The organism is Fulvivirga ulvae, assembly GCF_021389975.1.
Taxonomy (GTDB): Bacteria; Bacteroidota; Bacteroidia; order Cytophagales; family Cyclobacteriaceae; genus Fulvivirga; species Fulvivirga ulvae.
In genome coordinates this window covers 4,505,879-4,522,475 of the sequence record NZ_CP089981.1, presented here as the reverse complement: position 1 = coordinate 4,522,475, position 16,597 = coordinate 4,505,879, and the positions used below count along the sequence as shown (strand labels likewise).

The following is a 16,597-nucleotide window of genomic DNA, read 5'->3' as shown; positions in this document are numbered from 1 at the left end:
ATTTGCAGGTTTAGCAAACAAGGTTAAAAATGTTACTGTAAGTATCAGATAGTTTTTTATTTATTCTATCCCAGGTATAGTTTCTTTCAAATTTCAAATAGGCCTTTTGAACCATTTCAGCCCTCTGCTCCGGATAGTCCATCAGCAACCTGATACACCTGGCGAGGTCGGCCGGCCTTTCGGGCCTGAAAAACTTAGCTTCTTCATCAGGCTCAAGTATTTCACGGATCACGGGCAGATCGGAGGCCACAACCGGGGTTTTGCAGGCCATACTCTCAAACACTTTCAACGGAGAGCAGCCTTGCTCCAGGTTCCTGCTGCATTCGGTAAGTGGCGCTACTGTGCACAGTGCGTGACCAATGATCTGATGGAGCTCGTGTTTTTCCAACTGGTACTTCCATACGATCCGCTCACTTACATCAAGCTTCTCTGCCAGTTTCTGAAACGGACGCGAAAACCGGGGCTTATGTGAAGAGCAGATTACCAGCTTCAAATCAGGCTTATCTCCGAGGTATTTCATGGCTTTCAGGAGCGTATCCACTCCCTGCCAGGGTTGTAAGGCACCAAAATAAACAATATACTTTTCGGGAAGCCCAACAGGCTTAGCTTCTATTACCGGGGCATCCGCTCCATTGGGGATCACGCGTATCTTATCCGCCCACACCTTGCGGGAGATGAGATGCTTTTTAATAGTTTCTGATGGACAAATGATCAACCGGCTCCTTTCCAGGCACTCGTCCTCCAGCTTTCGTATCTTGCCCAGGGTATCGTGCCCAATGTAGGGATAGCGGTTAACCAATTCAATGGAAGGCAGGCCGTTCACCTCAAATATGCTGGTAATATGCTCTCTTTCCAAAATAGGCATCCCACTCCAGATATCCCGGAAGTGGCCCACCTGTAAATTGTACTGCTGATCCAAAAGCCCGTCGATCCAGGAAGAAAAAGCCAGCGCTCTTTTGAGGTAATTACTCTCTTCAACCGGTGACTCCAGGTGGTGCACTGCCTGAGGTAATTCCTTCGCCATGTGCCGCTTTAAACTCAGTAATAAGGTAGAAGGAAATTTCTCAGAAAGTACCTCCGTAACCTTGTCGATATGGATTGCCGAGCCTTTATAGGATGGATAAGGGTCAAAAGTAGCAAAAACGGATGTGTATCGTTTATTTGACAAAATTCAAAATAATTAAAATGTAATTATAACATTTTGTAAAGAGAAAATAAAAAGAAACAAAACCTAAACATAGAACTTTATAACCCATACTAATACACCACTCACCTCACCCAAATCCTGCCGCCATTAGATGGGTTTCTTTAGGGATTAAAGCAAAAGGTTACGATTTAAATCAATTATTGGTTATTTTACCACTAATCCTTAACCGTACCCTCTATACTATGAATTATAATCATTTTAAAGTTGAAATAGAAAACAAAATTGCACATGTAGTTTTCAACAGGCCGGAAAAAGCCAATGCCCTACACATGGAAGCCTGGACAGAGATGAAAACAACTTTCGATAAACTGAGCCAGTCTGATCATGTAAGGGTTATAATTCTTAGTGGCGAAGGGAAACATTTCTGCGCCGGTATTGACCTGGAATTACTAATGTCAGTCGGTGCCCTTAAAGATGTTTCCTGCTCAGGCAAGCGCAGTGAAAAAGTGCGGGAGCTGATACTCACCTTACAGGAGTGCATTACTGCTATCGAAAAATGCTCAAAACCCGTACTTGCGGCTATTCATAGCGGATGCATTGGTGGTGGCGTAGATATCGTTTCTGCATGCGACATGCGCTACTGTACAGAGGATGCCTATTTCACCATCAAAGAAATTGACCTGGGTATGGTGGCAGACCTGGGTACTTTACAGCGGCTGCCTAAGATCATATCTCCGGGAATGGCTGCAGAACTGGCTTATACCGGAAGGAAAATGTCCGGTCAGGAAGCTTTAAATACCGGCCTGGTCAACCACTGTTATGCGTCAAAAGAAAAGATGATGGAGGGCGTAATGCATATAGCCCGGGCCATAGCCGCCAAATCGCCTATATCGATCCGGGGCACCAAAGAGGTACTTCGTTATACCAGAGATCACAGTGTAGATGATGCTTTGAATTATATGAGCACGTGGAACGCTGCTATGCTGTTGTCAAACGACCTGTTTGAAGCTTTTAATGCCACAATGGAAAAACGTGAACCAAAGTTCGAGGATTAGAAATCTGGGCTTACATATTTGCTTTGTCAGCAGTTCTGTACATTACCGCAATTAAACACATCATATATTACCGACAAATCAACAATCATAAAGTCAATTTTATAGCAAAAAAATACACTTACATCAATTAAAAACACCTCTACATCAAATGAAATATAGTATTCATCAATTGACTTCTAGCACTGACCGGGTTTGGGAATAGGTTTGCAAAAACTAAATCAACTAAATCAAAAAATGATGAAAACGAATTTCAAAATGAGAACAATGATTACAGCATTTGCACTTTGTGTTTCAATGCTGATGTATTCCTGTGAAGAAGAAAACAGTATAGAACCTGTTAATAATGATGTGGATCACCAACCTGAAGAATTGGTACTAGTGCCAAAAACACTGGCAACAATCAACCTGGCTAATGGTAATGTAATTACGTTCCGCTCTGAAGCGGATGGAATTGTATATGATGAAAGTGGCAGCGGAGAAATGCAGGATGAACTTGCTGGTGTCAGCATGCTCGAACGCTTCCTCTCCCTCACTGAGGAAAATTTAGCGGTACCGGAGGATTTCATTGCTATTGAAGAGGATGAGCGTCTCATAGCGCTGGCTTTGAAGCGAGGTGTGACTTCTCAGCACGAAACCGCAATATTCGCAAAAGTTAAAGGTACTGATACAGGTAAGTTAATGGCCAGTGCCTGGTGCTCAGGCCAGGATTTTTACGACACTGATGCGTACGGGCAGTTTTACAGAACATTTCACAATTATCCATGGGGCGGTGCCAATGTAACAGTTTACAGTTCATGGAAGAGTGGTGCTGACAAGTGTAAGACTGTTAATTTATATTTAGTAAACTGCTCTGGCAGTAATACCCTATCTGCCGATACATGGTACAAGAATGCATTTGGTAATTACAAGAGACAGGATGTCATCAACGTAGGACCTGGCGGTAGCAAATTCTGGTCAAAAACCTATACTACAAAGAGATACAGAAGAGTATTTGTCAGTGGTTTTGGAAGCGGAAGGTTTGGAGGTACTGTAGTATTTAAAAACTATTAATGTAACAGGCCTTGAGCCTATTAAGGGGTTACATCAAAGTCTCCAAAAAGGCTTTGATGTAACCCTGTTTCATTTATACCTCTTGCACATAGACCGTTTATCTCTCTGAACTTACGTTTACAAGTTGCTGGTTTGAAAAATGCAATGAAATGACTATTTTATTTGTCCAAAACGGCAAGAGCAATGATTCAGTTAAAGAGATCCCTTCCTAACATTATACTTCTGGTTGTGTTTACCTGCCTTTTGATCTATCAGGCCATGGATCGGTCGGGCTTTATTTACTATTTCTATTTTGGCTTTATTTCACTGCTCATGGCTAACCTGGCCAATTTTCTCCTCAACAGAAACTATATCGAGGTAACGGAAAACACAGTTACAATCTATCGTGATCTATTCATAAAGACCCGATTGGAGCTTAGCAATATAGAGCAGATTACCCTCAGCTACACGCCTTTTACCAGGTCTTATTTCAAGCTCCGCAATGGCACTAAGATCAAGTTTACTGCTTCAAATATCGACAACGGTGAAATCGAAAAGCTGAAAGCCATCACACCAAATGTGAATTAACCGGATAATAACCACGAAAAGTTGACCTGCGAACATGAAAATGCGAGGAGTAAAACCATAATTTTATCTGATCGTAATATTTCTCTAAAGCCCTACTAAAACCAATGGTCGACAAAGCAAAACACCTTGATCTGTTCAGGCAATCACTGAATAGCTATTACCCCATTACGGATGAGTCCTTTTCCAGGCTATGCGACATTGTAAAATTCCGTAAAGTAAATAAAGGTGAAGACCTCGTTCGCATAGGTCACACTGCAAAAAGAGTATACTTCGTTTGCGAGGGATTACTGATATCCCTGTATATGACTAACGATGGTGGCACACACATCAAAAATTTCTTCCTGGAGGGCAACATTGCTGCCTCCACTGTTTCCATGCTTCAAGCCACTCCTTCCAACTTTAGCATCCAGTCTGTGGATGAAAGTGTTATCCTTGAAATGGATTTTCAAAAGTACAGACAGCTCATTTTTGATCACAACGACCTGAAAAGCTTTTATATCATGTATCTTGAAAAGAAATGGGTTGTAGAAAATGAAAAACGGCAAATATCCTTTGCTACTGAAACCGCCACAGAGCGATATTTAACATTTCGGGAGCATTACCCTGACCTTGAAAACAGGGTTCCCCAACTTCAGATAGCCTCTTATCTGGGCGTTACCCCTACTCAACTAAGCCGCATAAGAAAAAGTTTGAGTAAATTTTAGCGCATCAACATATGTAAATGCATTCGTGAAGCCACTACCCTATCTTCACTTCATGAATCAGTTAACATTAAGCATTTTGGCATTTACCGGGGGAGTATTCCTCGCTATGCAGGGCGGACTCAATGCCCAACTGGGGGTACTTTTAAAGAACCCATTACTGGCATCATTGGTTGCCTTTTTCTGCAGCACTACTTTTGCCTTTCTGGTCATTGCTATTAGCGTCAAAAGCGTACCATCGGCCCAGCAGCTAAAAGAAGTGCCCTGGTACCTGTGGTCAGCCGGAGGTTTTTTCAGCTTAATTGGCGTGAGCCTTTATTATTACACCATACCAAAACTTGGCGTTTCAACCATGATATCACTCGGCCTTTGCGGACAGGTATGCTTTTCCGTGATTGCCGGGCACTTCGGTTGGTTTAACCTCCCCGTAGAGCCTGTTTCAGTAAAAAGACTGCTGGGCGTAACTGCCATGATCATTGGTATACTTTTAATTAACAAAAAATGAAAAAGGAAGAACTTATTATCAAAAATATCAGAAACCTGACTTCTCTATGGCAAACAGTCGGTGAAATGGCCAATGGCCAGACCTTCGGGGAAACCTTTGATTACTGCATCATACCCTACTCTGAGTGGCCAAACCGGCTATGGTTCCATCATGACCTGAGTATAGAAGGGATATCGCAGGCTAAAGAAGTCCTGCTTTCCACTCCACAAAATATAACCGTACCTTATTGGGACATCTACCAAAGCAATTCCGATCAATTGCTGGCAGCAAATGGCTTTGAAGTGCGTTTCGAACAGGTAGGCATGTCGTTAAAACTAGGTCACAGCTACGATGTACCTCAAAAGCTGTCCTTTAAAAAGGTAGAAAACGAAAAGGAAGCCCGGCTTTGGGAGGCTCTGTTCGGACAAGCTTTTGGCTATCTCATTAGCCGTAAACTGCTAACACCACATTATGACGATACCGATTTCATAATCGTCTACCACAGTGAAGCCCCGGTAGGTACTGCTGTACTACATCATCCATCTGACGAGGTCATAGGCATACATGCTATGGGTATTATCCCCGATGCAAGAAGGCAGGGCTTGGCGGAAGTGCTTATGAAAATGATCCTCAACGATTCCATCAGACAAGGGTTCCCATTCGCAACCCTCCAAGCATCAGCCATGGGCAAAGGCCTGTATACCAAACTGGGCTTTGAGGAGCAATTTACTATGAAGAATTACACATTAATCAAATAATTTATTTCACAACATAAACTTTAATGCGACAGCCTCCCTGAAGATAGTTAATGAGCTTATTATACTTATTTTGTTAATTGTATCTATTATTAGTAAACTGGCATAATTGATTATTTAAATGGATACTCACCTTACCAGTTACAACTTTCCAAAGGGCAATCCCGGTCCGTTTGATATAACATTCAAGGGAAATTACTTTGCTAAAGCCGATGGATATTCAAATTTAGGTCGCAAATACAGTGACTTCTCCGTTAAGAGCCTCAGTGAGAATATCCCGATGGGATACAAATCGATCATTATTTGCTACAGGCTCGCCATTATAGAGCAAGGTGAGATCATAACATCCTGGAACTATACAGGAAAAATTAAAAATGATGAGTATTCAGGTATGTTTCATTTATCAACCTTATCTCCTGTCAATCGGTATATACCGGAATGGGACAGAACAATAAGTACCCTGAGCATTTACAAACCGGATGCAACAAACGCCAATCTTGATGCCAGCACGTGGAGTGACTATACCAAATGTAAACAATATGCCATCGATCTATCAGAGGCTTCTACCAATAAATTTTTACTCTCCGTAATTTTAGAAACTCACTCATGGCATTGACTCTTTGTTGTAGTTTAGGCCTGAATTTATTTATCACGCCCCAAAACGATGGAACAACCGTCCCAAAACCCGTCATTCCTGAATTTTCGTGTATGAATATGCTGTAGGAGTATGATGAAATATCATGAATCTCCTTGATCCAGGGCAGTGACTAAACCTTCTGCCGCACACTTAATAAAGACATCTCAAATCTTCGCTACGCTGTGTTTGGGATGACCTGATAAAAGAAAAACAAATTAAGCTGATAGATTTAACCCAAAATTTTTGATGTTTTTTGTGACTAATCAGACGCCATAAGATTATGAGAGCATATACATCAAACCAATACGAATTAAGCGGAAACAAACCACCAGGCACATCAACACCACACGCCAATCTATATTCACCGGAATTATGGCCGTCACGGCTATTTTATCTACATTTTTATTGTTCTTCACCAATACCCAAATGCAAAAGCAAGTATACCTGTCCTACTGCGGTGATTTTGGATTTTATGGAAAATCACTCACACTAATGAAAACAAAAACCTTTGCATTCATCTATCATGGCTGTAGCCAAACAGCAGGGTATTTCAGCGGCACCTGGTCAATAGAAGATAGTATTTTAATCCTTAATACAGTCTCGGGCAAAAATATATTCCAATCTCGATATAAAATGCAGGGCAATGATCTCCTCCCATTAACAGAGGAAGAAAATAAATTCACACTTTGTGAAGCCCATATTGATCCGTTTCTTGCTGTTTAGCAGGGCTTATAAAACATTTTCCCATTGCTGATGCCGCTACTTCCCGGCGGATGTCTCTCGAAGAGGACTCCGCGGCATTTTTGCTTGCATTCCCTTGTGGGAAGGGTAGGCAGTAGCAAAGCGACACAAAACCAAAACACGGTTATTTTTTTAACCAACATCTCTATAAATAGACACAAATTTTACGATATTAGGGTTTGTTTAAAACCAAATACAACAAAAACAACCATAATTTCATAAAATCAGCCTCATGAATACCCTACTACCCGTATTATTTGCCTCTGTTATAGGTATTGCCCATGCTTTTGATGCTGATCACCTGATTGCTGTCAGCAACATTGTATCCAAACGTGACAACACCTTACTGGCTTTAAAAGACGGGGTTTATTGGGGGCTTGGTCATACTACTACCATAGTTATAGTCGGTTCATTTATTATTCTCAGCCGGGCTACCTTTCTGAATAGTGGGATTTTCGAAGCTATTGTCGGAGGCATGCTTATTATCATGGGTTTTACCCGCTTAACCAATAAAAGCAGCTACTCTCGCAAAATAGATTCTTTCAGATATAAACATGGCTTTGCCTATTCCATTGGCCTGATACACGGCCTGGCCGGTAGCGGTGCGCTCGTTTTGCTGGTAATGAGCGAAATTAAAGATGTCTATCTCGGCATTGCCTATTTATTGGTATTTGGCATCGGCTCTATACTGGGCATGCTGATCGCAGCCAGTCTATTCAGCATTCCTTTTACCCTCAGAATGAAAGTCAACACTGTCGTAAAATCGATTGCCATTGTGATATCATCCGTTGTATGTATTACCTATGGCAGCTACATGCTCTACGAAAATCTAATTCAATTGAAATCATAATTATGCATCTTTCTCCAAAAGATATTGATAAGCTGGTACTTCACAATGCCGGTTTTCTTGCCCAAAAGCGGTATGCCCGAGGCCTGAGGCTCAACTACCCCGAGGCAGTAGCACTTATTGCCGCCCAAATACTTGAGTTTATCCGTGACGGGGAAAGCGTGGCAGAGTTGATGAACAAGGGCAAAAGTTTGCTGGGGCACGATGATGTCATGGAGGGTGTTGCAGAGATGATCCATGAAGTGCAGGTAGAGGGGACGTTTCCTGATGGTACTAAACTAGTAACGGTGCACTATCCCATTTGCCGGGAATCAGGCAGCCCTGATTTGGCATTGTACGGCTCAGGACTCACCCGGCAGGAACTGGTTACAGGAACTGACAATGCCACTATCAGAAAACCGGGTGAATACAAACTTCAACCCGATGACATTACGCTAAACTCTGGCAGAGAAACGGTCGAAGTACATGTTACCAATGATGGTGACAGGCCCGTTCAGGTAGGTTCCCATTACCCTTTCTTTGAAACAAACGCCATGTTGAGGTTCGACAGGGCCAAAGCTTTCGGATGCAGGCTTAACATTCCTGCCGGCACTGCCGTGCGATTTGAGCCGGGAGAAACCAAAAAAGTATCCCTTTTAACCATAGATGGGCAAAAAATCATCTACGGAGGCAATAACCTTACCAACGGAGGCATTGACGAACGCAACAGGAAAAAAGCCATAGAAAAAGCACAGCAGGAAGGTTTTCAATTCAGTACCCAACCCTAACAATATACCATGAGCTACAACATAGACCGCAAAGCATATGCTGACATGTACGGCCCCACCACCGGTGACAAAGTCCGGCTTGGTGATACGGATCTGATCATAGAAGTTGAAAAAGACCATTGCATTTATGGTGAAGAAGTGAAATTCGGAGGCGGCAAGGTAATCCGTGACGGCATGGGCCAGGCCAGCGGCATACCGCAGAACGAAGTACTTGACCTTGTTATCACCAATGCGCTGGTGATAGATTATACCGGCATTTACAAAGCTGATATAGGAATAAAGAACGGACGAATAACCGGTATCGGTAAAGCGGGGAATCCTCACATCATGCCGGGCATAGCCTCAAATATGGTGATTGGGGTTACTACAGAAGTTATCGCCGGAGAAGGCCAGATACTTACCGCCGGGGCTATTGATACTCATATCCATTTCATTTGTCCGCAACAAATCCACGAAGCATTGGCCTCCGGGGTTACTACTATGGTTGGCGGAGGCACCGGCCCGGCGGCAGGCTCTAATGCCACTACCTGCACTCCGGGTGCGTTCTATATCGAAATGATGCTGAAAAGCACGGATGCATTCCCGCTAAACTTCGGTTTTCTGGGCAAAGGCAATTCCTCGAAGCCCCAAGGCCTTGTCGAGCAGGTGGAAGCCGGTGCGCTCGGCCTAAAGTTGCATGAAGACTGGGGCACCACTCCTGCCGCTATTGACAGTTGCCTTTCTATTGCAGACCAATACGACATTCAGGTATGCATACATACCGATACGCTGAATGAAAGTGGTTTCGTTGAAACTTCTACCAATGCCTTTAAAGGACGTACCATTCACACTTACCATACGGAAGGTGCCGGTGGTGGTCATGCTCCGGATATAATAAAAACCTGTGGTGAGCCGAATGTAATACCATCATCCACCAATCCTACGCGACCCTTTACAGTCAACACTATAGACGAGCATCTAGATATGCTCATGGTTTGCCACCACTTGGATAAAAATATCCCTGAGGACGTAGCTTTTGCCGAAAGCCGCATCAGGGGTGAAACGATTGCTGCTGAAGACATACTGCATGATATGGGGGCATTGTCCATCATGGCCTCCGACTCACAGGCTATGGGCAGGGTTGGTGAAGTGGTCTGCCGCACATGGCAGACAGCCCACAAAATGAAAGTGCAAAGGGGTAAGCTGGCAAATGAAACCACAAGTGAGGCAGACAATTTTCGCGTTAAAAGGTATATAGCCAAATACACAATTAACCCGGCAAGGGCACATGGTTTCTCCAAAGAGATCGGCTCTGTGGAAGTTGGCAAGCTTGCTGACCTTGTACTATGGAAACCGGCCTTCTTTGGCTCAAAACCAGAAATAATTATTAAAGGAGGTGTAATTGTGCAGTCTCAGATGGGTGATGCAAACGCTTCTATCCCTACACCGCAGCCCTCCTATTCACGACCTATGTTCGGTGCATTTGGAGGTGCCTTAGGCAAAACATCAATGGCTTTTGTATCCGCGGTTTCTCTGGACCATGTGAATAAAAACTACGGTCTCTCAAAGCACATTGTAGCGGTTGAGAACTGTAGAAATATCGGTAAAAAGGACATGGCACTGAATGATTACCTGCCGTCCATTGACGTTGATCCTGAAACTTACAAGGTAACAGTGGATGGCGAGCATCTGACGTGCGAACCGGCAACTAAACTACCTCTGGCACAACTCTATAATTTATTCTGATGAACAAGTATGCAAGATTGATGCACCTGGTAGATTCCTCGCTCCCGACAGGCTCGTTTGCCAACTCCTCCGGGCTCGAAAGCAGCATTACCTTTGGGATGATCAAAGACATTTATGGCTTTAAAAAGTACCTGTACTCCTTTTTGCAGCAGTCGGCAAGTATGGATATACCCTTTATTAATTCCTGCTTTAAATACCCTGTACAGGATGACTGTTTCCTGAAGATCACTGAAAGCTATGAGGCAGCTATGCTGGTACCTGCCATATACAAAGCCAGTATAGTACAAGGAAAAAACTGGCTCAGACTGATGACATCTTTCTATCCCGGTGAGGACATCAGTGAAGTCAGCAAGTGGTTTATACTGCACAAGGTTCCTGTTCATTTTGTCATTATTTTCCCACTTTGCCTGAAACGTACCGGGTTTGACCTGCAGGATGTACATACTATGTATCTGCACATTGTATTAAGGGATCAGATCAGTGCAGCCATCAGGCTGGGCTTTATCGGCTCTATGGAAGGTAACAAGCTCCAGCATGATTTTTATGCCCTGTTTGACGACCTGCTGGAAAAATACCTGTATAAAGGATATACTGAGGCATCAAGATCTGCCTTTTTACTGGATACCGCGCAGGTATTCCATGAGTTTATTTATTCCAAATTATTTCAAAATTAACATATATGCCTATTCTCGATAAACTTGCGCTTATACTTCAAGGCCATTCGCATGAAGCCTACGAATCTCCGGGTGATTATAGTGAAAGGGAAACAAGAAGACTACCCTCTTACAGAAACTTCAGAAAGCGGGCATTTACTGTGGGTATAGGTGGCCCTGTAGGCACCGGTAAAACAGCATTGCTCAAAGCACTATGTGAAAAGATGCGCAACGATTATAAACTTGGCGTGGTCACCAATGACATTTTTACCCGGGAAGATGCCGAATTCCTGATCCGTCATAGTGCGCTAAGTGCTGACCGTATTGTAGGTGTGGAGACCGGAGGCTGTCCTCACGCTGCCATCCGGGAGGATATATCGCTGAACATGAACGCTCTGGAAGACCTTATGGAGAAGTTTGACTATGACATTGATTTCCTGTTTGTGGAGAGCGGTGGCGACAACCTGGCAGCCCATTTCAGCCGTGAGTTGGTGGACTACTCCATTTATGTGATAGATGTATCAGGTGGTGATAAGATACCCCGCAAAGGTGGCCCCGGGATTACCCAGTCAGATCTGCTGGTAATCAACAAGATTGATCTGAAAGACCTTGTAGGTGCCGACCTTGATGTGATGGAAAGAGATTCAAAGAAGATGCGCGGAGATGGCCCTTTCCTTTTTGCCAAAGCGCTGCATGGCTACGGTCTTGAAGCAATAATAAAGCACATCCATCAGGCCAAAGCCAAAGCGCTGCAATCAGTAAAAGAAAACAGGCGATAAATTAAAACTTCCTTTTCATTGGGTTATATTCGAGCAGTTCAGGGTCGGACAGCATGTCCATGATGTTGTCGCATAGCCACTGCAGGTCTATCCTGGATTTCCCCATAGCTCTTAAGATGTAAGCCCCCTCACGCGCCCTGGTCGTGGAAATAATACAGCTTTGCGCACTAACATCATAATTTAAAACAGGCTGGGTAGCTAACTTTATCTCCAGAAGTTTTTCTTCAATCTTTTTGAATTTCGGGTTATCCGGAGTGCCTGCAAAGTAAATTGACAACATGGATTGATACTGCCCGAAGTTTGCCGGAGAATCAGCTATATTTTCTTTGGGGTCAAAGTTGAACCGGTCCAAAACCTGCAATTGACCATCAATAGCGATACTTATTTCAGAAAGATACATATCAAACAAATACTTCTCTCCGCTATCCGTTCTGCCTGCCTGGAACCAGTCTGCAAGAAAGAGGAGGCCTCCCCGCCTCACTTCCCAATGTTGTGACTGTTTAAACCGGCTTTCTGCCTGAAGCACTACCGGATCAGGAAACACGACAGTCAGTGCATTTTCTGCCACTTCACCTTTTATATTTTGCCCGGTAATTGCATTGAGTACTTTTTTATAAATGCGCGTATTTGATTGCGAGCCGATGAATGTTTTTGTATCTGCCCCACACTTTACATTGATATTGACCACATCAGCAGAAACCATACCTCCTCCATAACTGGTAAGCACCAAATGGCAACAGTTATGATGGGATACAGGGTGTAGGATTTTTAAAGGCTGGATATTCTTACAGGTAATAAGCGCTGATTTTCCCCGAACAGACGCGACCTCTATCTCGCTCTGGTTTACTGCTACATTCATTTTAATCATGGAATGGCCGTTTACTCTCACAACAATCCAAATTAACGGAAAAAAGAGAAATGACATGTCCATCTTTGAATTAATAAACCTTGAGTAATAGAGTTTTGTCCTGCGATACCAGCACCAGGGATGAATTAGTCGCTTGATATGTAAAATACCACTTTCAGATCATAAATAATTAAAATGAAAAAGGGGCACTTGGCCCCTTTTTCAATTAGAGAAACTACTTAAAACTACTGTGGATAAAGTATTTGAACTGCTGAAACGTCACCTGAAGTAAAACCGTTCCAAGGTAAAATGTATGAATTCATTACAGAATTTGAATCTACTGAAGGTGTACCATTAATAAAATAGCCCTGAGTTTGATCCGTGTGATATAATCCAAATATATGCCCCATCTCGTGCACAATGGTAAATAGCTTATAACCACTATTCAGATAGTTATACTTGGTATTGATTGTCATCGTATGTCCTGGCCTTCCGTTATATGAAGGCAAATAGGCTCTCGCTACCCAATTCTCGGATGAATAACTGGTTCCAATAATGGTATTGGCACTACCACTGCTGGATACTATTGACATGTATAACTTGGTACCGTTTACAGCATTCCATTGATTCACTGCACCCTGAATTGCTGTCACCCATGATGAAGGTACCGAAGAATCAATATAGAACTTGATATTGGTTACATAGCTGTTGCTTACCAGATAATAACCACGATAATGTTCTGTTCTGGCATCGGAAATATTTGATTTATTTCCGTCCACATACTTCTGCACCTCATCCTTCGCGATGAGTATGTCGTCATCAATTACAAAAACATCCTCCTCCAACCTGATATCATTCTTATCGAACCCTGAGCTGACTAAGAAATCAACCAGTTCATCAGAAGGCTGCTCAATTGCAGGAGAAACCGCATCTTCTTCCGCGCATGAAATAAAATAAAAACTAAAAGCCGCAACTATAGCCAATCTGATCGAAAATAATCTCTTCATTTTTTTATTTTGGTTTAGATTGAAACTATGCTGGCAATGTTAAAGGATATTCTGCTACTATACCTGATGAACATCAGTGCTGACAATACTCATGTAATAATAGTTTTAATATTGAAGTACTTCACTTCTTATTATAGGCATACCAATAAGCCACATTAAAAAAATCAAAAAGTAAAAATAATTACCAGCAGGCATTTTACCCCACTATGAAGAAAATTAGCAGGTCTGCAAGACGTGCCTCTGACAAAATATGTCATTAAAATTTTGTAACTTTCTATACTAACAAAACCTAACCTGCCATGGAAAAGAAATATACCAGTCTCAAGGAATTCTATCCTTTTTACCTTTCCGAGCATAGCGATGTTACATGCAGGGTACTTCATTTTACAGGTACTGCTTTGGTTTTTGTGTTACTTTTTGCAGCCTTATTCACTCAGACCTGGTGGTTACTTGCACTTATACCCCTGGTGGGTTATGGGTTTGCATGGGTGGGGCATTTTTTCTTTGAAAAGAACAAACCAGCCACATTTCAATATCCGGGTTACAGCCTGGCATCAGACTTCATACTTTTTTTTTGACCTGCTTACCGGCAAAAGAAAATTTGATCCTCAAAATGAAAGTCACGCTTAGTTTTATTGCCGTTTTATTGCTGGCATCTTGTTCCTTTTCGGTAAACAAGGGGGATGACGCAATAGCAAAGCCCCTGCTATCTGATGAAACGGGCAGAAAAGCCCACATGTGGAAAATATATTCCATTACCCATACACGAATACCTCAATAGCCCATGGAGCCATCACTGAATACCTGGACGATCATTTTTTTAATTGCCGCAGTGCAAGGCTTCTTTTTGAGCATCATGATCTTACTTAGAGGCTCAAGAGTTAATAATCTGCTTGGTTTTCTTGTATTGTCTTTCAGCATCATGCTGCTTTATTATGTAACCTATTGGACTCATTATGATCAATTGCTCCCCGGAAGTATAGCCCTGGCCCAGGGACTTACCTATGTACTGGGGCCACTGGTTTATTTTTACTTGCAATCTGATCGAAAAAATTTCCACTTTAATATCTGGCATTTTCTCCCTTTTGTATTTTACATGTTCTATTTTCTAATTCAGACAGCTTTTAATATTTCTTATCCACCCTATATGAGAGCTGCCCAGGTGGTTGTTCAATGCCTGCACCTGCTTCTTTACAGTACTATTATTTTTTGGTATATAAACCATACCGGGAGTAATCTGCGCAATGGTGAACTAGCCTCCCTGCTATGGTGCAAAAAGATTGCCTACGCCTTTACCGGCTATTCACTAAGCTTCCTCGGCTACTATGTACTGGTATTTACTAACACATTAAAAATCGAATATGACTATATGATATCCGTAGCATCATCCTTATTTATATATTTTATTGGTTATCACGGTTATCAAAACCCCCATATCCTGAAGGCAAATGACATAACCAAGTACACAAGGTCTTCCCTGTCTGCCGCTGCCTCTAGGGCTATTCTAACTCACCTCAAGGAATATATGAAAAGCGAAAAGCCCTACCTCGACAGTAACCTGAAATTGCAACAGCTTGCAGAGAATCTGAATTTATCTTCACACCATATCTCCCAATGCATTAATGAGCTGGAGGGACAGCATTTTTCGGATTTTGTTAACCAATACCGTATACATGAAGCGCAACTGATGCTAAGAGACCCTTCTCAAGCTCATAAAAAAATAATTCATATTGCCCTGGATTCCGGCTTCAATAATAAGGTCTCTTTCAATAATGCATTTAAGAAGATAACTGGCATTACCCCATCCGATTTCAGAGACCTTCATCTGACAACTATACCTGAAAGCATCACGCCTGAAGTAAACAGGTAAAATATTATCGGATTTACCCGTATTTGTTAATTGTTAGCCTATAATAGAAGAAAAAAAACGATGAGAACTCTTTTACCCTTTTTTCCGCTTTTGATGGCCACCCTGTCGTTTTCACAAACCGTGAAAGAGGTCGCTGATGCTAATTTTACCAAGGCCCGGTACGATCTGGCAAGTAAAAACTATCTAAAATATCTGAAAGAGAACAGCAAGGACTCGACTGCATGGTATAATCTCGGAATAAGTGCCATGAACCTAAAAGAATATGATGAGGCCATTGACTACTTAAAAAAAGCACAAAACCTCAATTACCCCTTTTCATTCACCAATTACAGCGTAGCTAAAACTTATGCTCTGAATAATGAAAATGAGCTGGCTATTCAGACCCTCCAGGCTGGCGCAGATAATGGGGCCGCTGCATATAAAAAGATCAGCGAAGAAGTAGCTTTCGATAAGATCAGAAGTATGGAAGAATATAAAAAAGCTATAGCTAAAATCAAACTCAACGCCTACCCTTGTCTAAAAGATGAAAAACGCCGGCATTTTGACTTTTGGCTTGGAGAATGGGATGTTTATGCCAGAGGACAAAAAGCCGGAGAAAATTCCATTACACTGGCCGACGGGGGTTGTGTAATTCATGAAAGTTATACCACGGCAGGAAATTATTCAGGACAAAGTATGAACTACTACGACCCGATAGATCAGAAGTGGCATCAACACTGGGTCGGGGCTACGGGCGATACCTATAACTATATAGAAACAGACAAAAGCAAAGGTATGCTTCAGTTTAAAAGTCAGTTTATGAATCAACAAGGGGAAATAAGTATTTCAAGAATGACTTTTACGCTTAACGAAGATGGTACCGTAAGACAACTGATGGAAAGCTCAACCGACAATGGCATAACATGGCAGATAGCTTTTGACGGACTCTATAAACCGAAAGTTAATTAGGCTTATGACGTAGCGTT

At 42.4% G+C, this 16,597-nt stretch carries 19 protein-coding genes; 16 read left to right on the top strand and 3 right to left on the bottom strand.

The window, feature by feature from the left end:
• Positions 1-10 precede the first annotated feature (10 nt).
• Positions 11-1,168 (bottom strand): glycosyltransferase family 4 protein, encoded by a 1,158-nt coding sequence (locus LVD17_RS19240; RefSeq protein ID WP_233760637.1) that lies wholly within the window; start codon positions 1,166-1,168, stop codon positions 11-13.
• A 221-nt stretch (positions 1,169-1,389) separates the two neighbouring features.
• Here LVD17_RS19240 and LVD17_RS19235 point away from each other — a divergent pair, with 221 nt between their 5' ends.
• The 13 genes from LVD17_RS19235 (at position 1,390) to ureG (ending at position 11,908) form a co-directional block, all read left to right on the top strand.
• A complete protein-coding gene (locus LVD17_RS19235; protein WP_233760636.1) occupies positions 1,390-2,202 on the top strand; it encodes a crotonase/enoyl-CoA hydratase family protein in 813 nt (270 codons plus the stop codon).
• Positions 2,203-2,457: 255 nt separating this feature from the next.
• Positions 2,458-3,252, top strand: a complete 795-nt coding sequence (locus LVD17_RS19230; RefSeq protein WP_233760635.1) for a hypothetical protein — start codon at positions 2,458-2,460, stop codon at positions 3,250-3,252.
• A gap of 183 nt (positions 3,253-3,435) precedes the next feature.
• A complete protein-coding gene (locus tag LVD17_RS19225) occupies positions 3,436-3,819 on the top strand; it encodes a hypothetical protein (RefSeq protein ID WP_233760634.1) in 384 nt (127 codons plus the stop codon).
• 104 nt (positions 3,820-3,923) lie between these two features.
• Entirely contained in the window at positions 3,924-4,523 is a 600-nt protein-coding gene (locus LVD17_RS19220) for a Crp/Fnr family transcriptional regulator (RefSeq protein ID WP_233760633.1), read from the top strand.
• Between the two features lie 52 nt (positions 4,524-4,575).
• Positions 4,576-5,025, top strand: a complete 450-nt coding sequence (locus LVD17_RS19215) for a DMT family transporter (protein ID WP_233760632.1) — start codon at positions 4,576-4,578, stop codon at positions 5,023-5,025.
• Entirely contained in the window at positions 5,022-5,762 is a 741-nt protein-coding gene (locus tag LVD17_RS19210; protein ID WP_233760631.1) for a GNAT family N-acetyltransferase, read from the top strand. Before LVD17_RS19215 ends, LVD17_RS19210 begins: the two co-directional genes overlap by 4 nt.
• Positions 5,763-5,880: 118 nt before the next feature.
• Positions 5,881-6,375 (top strand): hypothetical protein, encoded by a 495-nt coding sequence (locus LVD17_RS19205; protein WP_233760630.1) that lies wholly within the window; start codon positions 5,881-5,883, stop codon positions 6,373-6,375.
• A 447-nt stretch (positions 6,376-6,822) separates the two neighbouring features.
• On the top strand, positions 6,823-7,119 hold the full coding sequence (locus LVD17_RS19200) for a hypothetical protein (RefSeq protein WP_233760629.1): 297 nt from the start codon (positions 6,823-6,825) through the stop codon (positions 7,117-7,119).
• A 250-nt stretch (positions 7,120-7,369) separates the two neighbouring features.
• The gene (locus tag LVD17_RS19195; protein ID WP_233760628.1) at positions 7,370-7,987 is read left to right on the top strand and encodes a sulfite exporter TauE/SafE family protein; all 618 of its coding nucleotides are present in this window, start codon (positions 7,370-7,372) and stop codon (positions 7,985-7,987) included.
• A gap of 2 nt (positions 7,988-7,989) precedes the next feature.
• On the top strand, positions 7,990-8,751 hold the full coding sequence (ureA, locus tag LVD17_RS19190; protein ID WP_233760627.1) for an urease subunit gamma: 762 nt from the start codon (positions 7,990-7,992) through the stop codon (positions 8,749-8,751).
• A gap of 9 nt (positions 8,752-8,760) precedes the next feature.
• On the top strand, positions 8,761-10,476 hold the full coding sequence (gene ureC / locus LVD17_RS19185; protein WP_233760626.1) for an urease subunit alpha: 1,716 nt from the start codon (positions 8,761-8,763) through the stop codon (positions 10,474-10,476).
• Positions 10,476-11,150, top strand: coding sequence for an urease accessory protein UreF (locus LVD17_RS19180; RefSeq protein WP_233760625.1), 675 nt, complete (start codon positions 10,476-10,478; stop codon positions 11,148-11,150). Before ureC ends, LVD17_RS19180 begins: the two co-directional genes overlap by 1 nt.
• 5 nt (positions 11,151-11,155) lie before the next feature.
• Positions 11,156-11,908, top strand: a complete 753-nt coding sequence (ureG, locus tag LVD17_RS19175) for an urease accessory protein UreG (RefSeq protein WP_233760624.1) — start codon at positions 11,156-11,158, stop codon at positions 11,906-11,908.
• Position 11,909: 1 nt separating this feature from the next.
• On the opposite strand, the gene LVD17_RS19170 is transcribed toward ureG, so the two are convergent.
• Entirely contained in the window at positions 11,910-12,776 is an 867-nt protein-coding gene (locus tag LVD17_RS19170; RefSeq protein ID WP_233760623.1) for an urease accessory protein UreD, read from the bottom strand.
• Positions 12,777-13,000: 224 nt separating this feature from the next.
• Positions 13,001-13,762: a M57 family metalloprotease gene (locus LVD17_RS19165; RefSeq protein WP_233760622.1), complete on the bottom strand. Its 762-nt coding sequence runs from the start codon at positions 13,760-13,762 to the stop codon at positions 13,001-13,003.
• A gap of 299 nt (positions 13,763-14,061) precedes the next feature.
• Between LVD17_RS19165 and LVD17_RS19160 the strand changes: the two genes are divergently transcribed.
• The 3 genes from LVD17_RS19160 (at position 14,062) to LVD17_RS19150 (ending at position 16,580) form a co-directional block, all read left to right on the top strand.
• Positions 14,062-14,340, top strand: coding sequence for an Mpo1-like protein (locus LVD17_RS19160; RefSeq protein ID WP_233760621.1), 279 nt, complete (start codon positions 14,062-14,064; stop codon positions 14,338-14,340).
• 206 nt (positions 14,341-14,546) lie between these two features.
• Positions 14,547-15,632, top strand: a complete 1,086-nt coding sequence (locus LVD17_RS19155) for a helix-turn-helix domain-containing protein (RefSeq protein WP_233760620.1) — start codon at positions 14,547-14,549, stop codon at positions 15,630-15,632.
• A gap of 60 nt (positions 15,633-15,692) precedes the next feature.
• Complete coding sequence (locus tag LVD17_RS19150) at positions 15,693-16,580, top strand: tetratricopeptide repeat protein (RefSeq protein WP_233760619.1); 888 nt, start codon at positions 15,693-15,695, stop codon at positions 16,578-16,580.
• Positions 16,581-16,597: the final 17 nt, after the last annotated feature.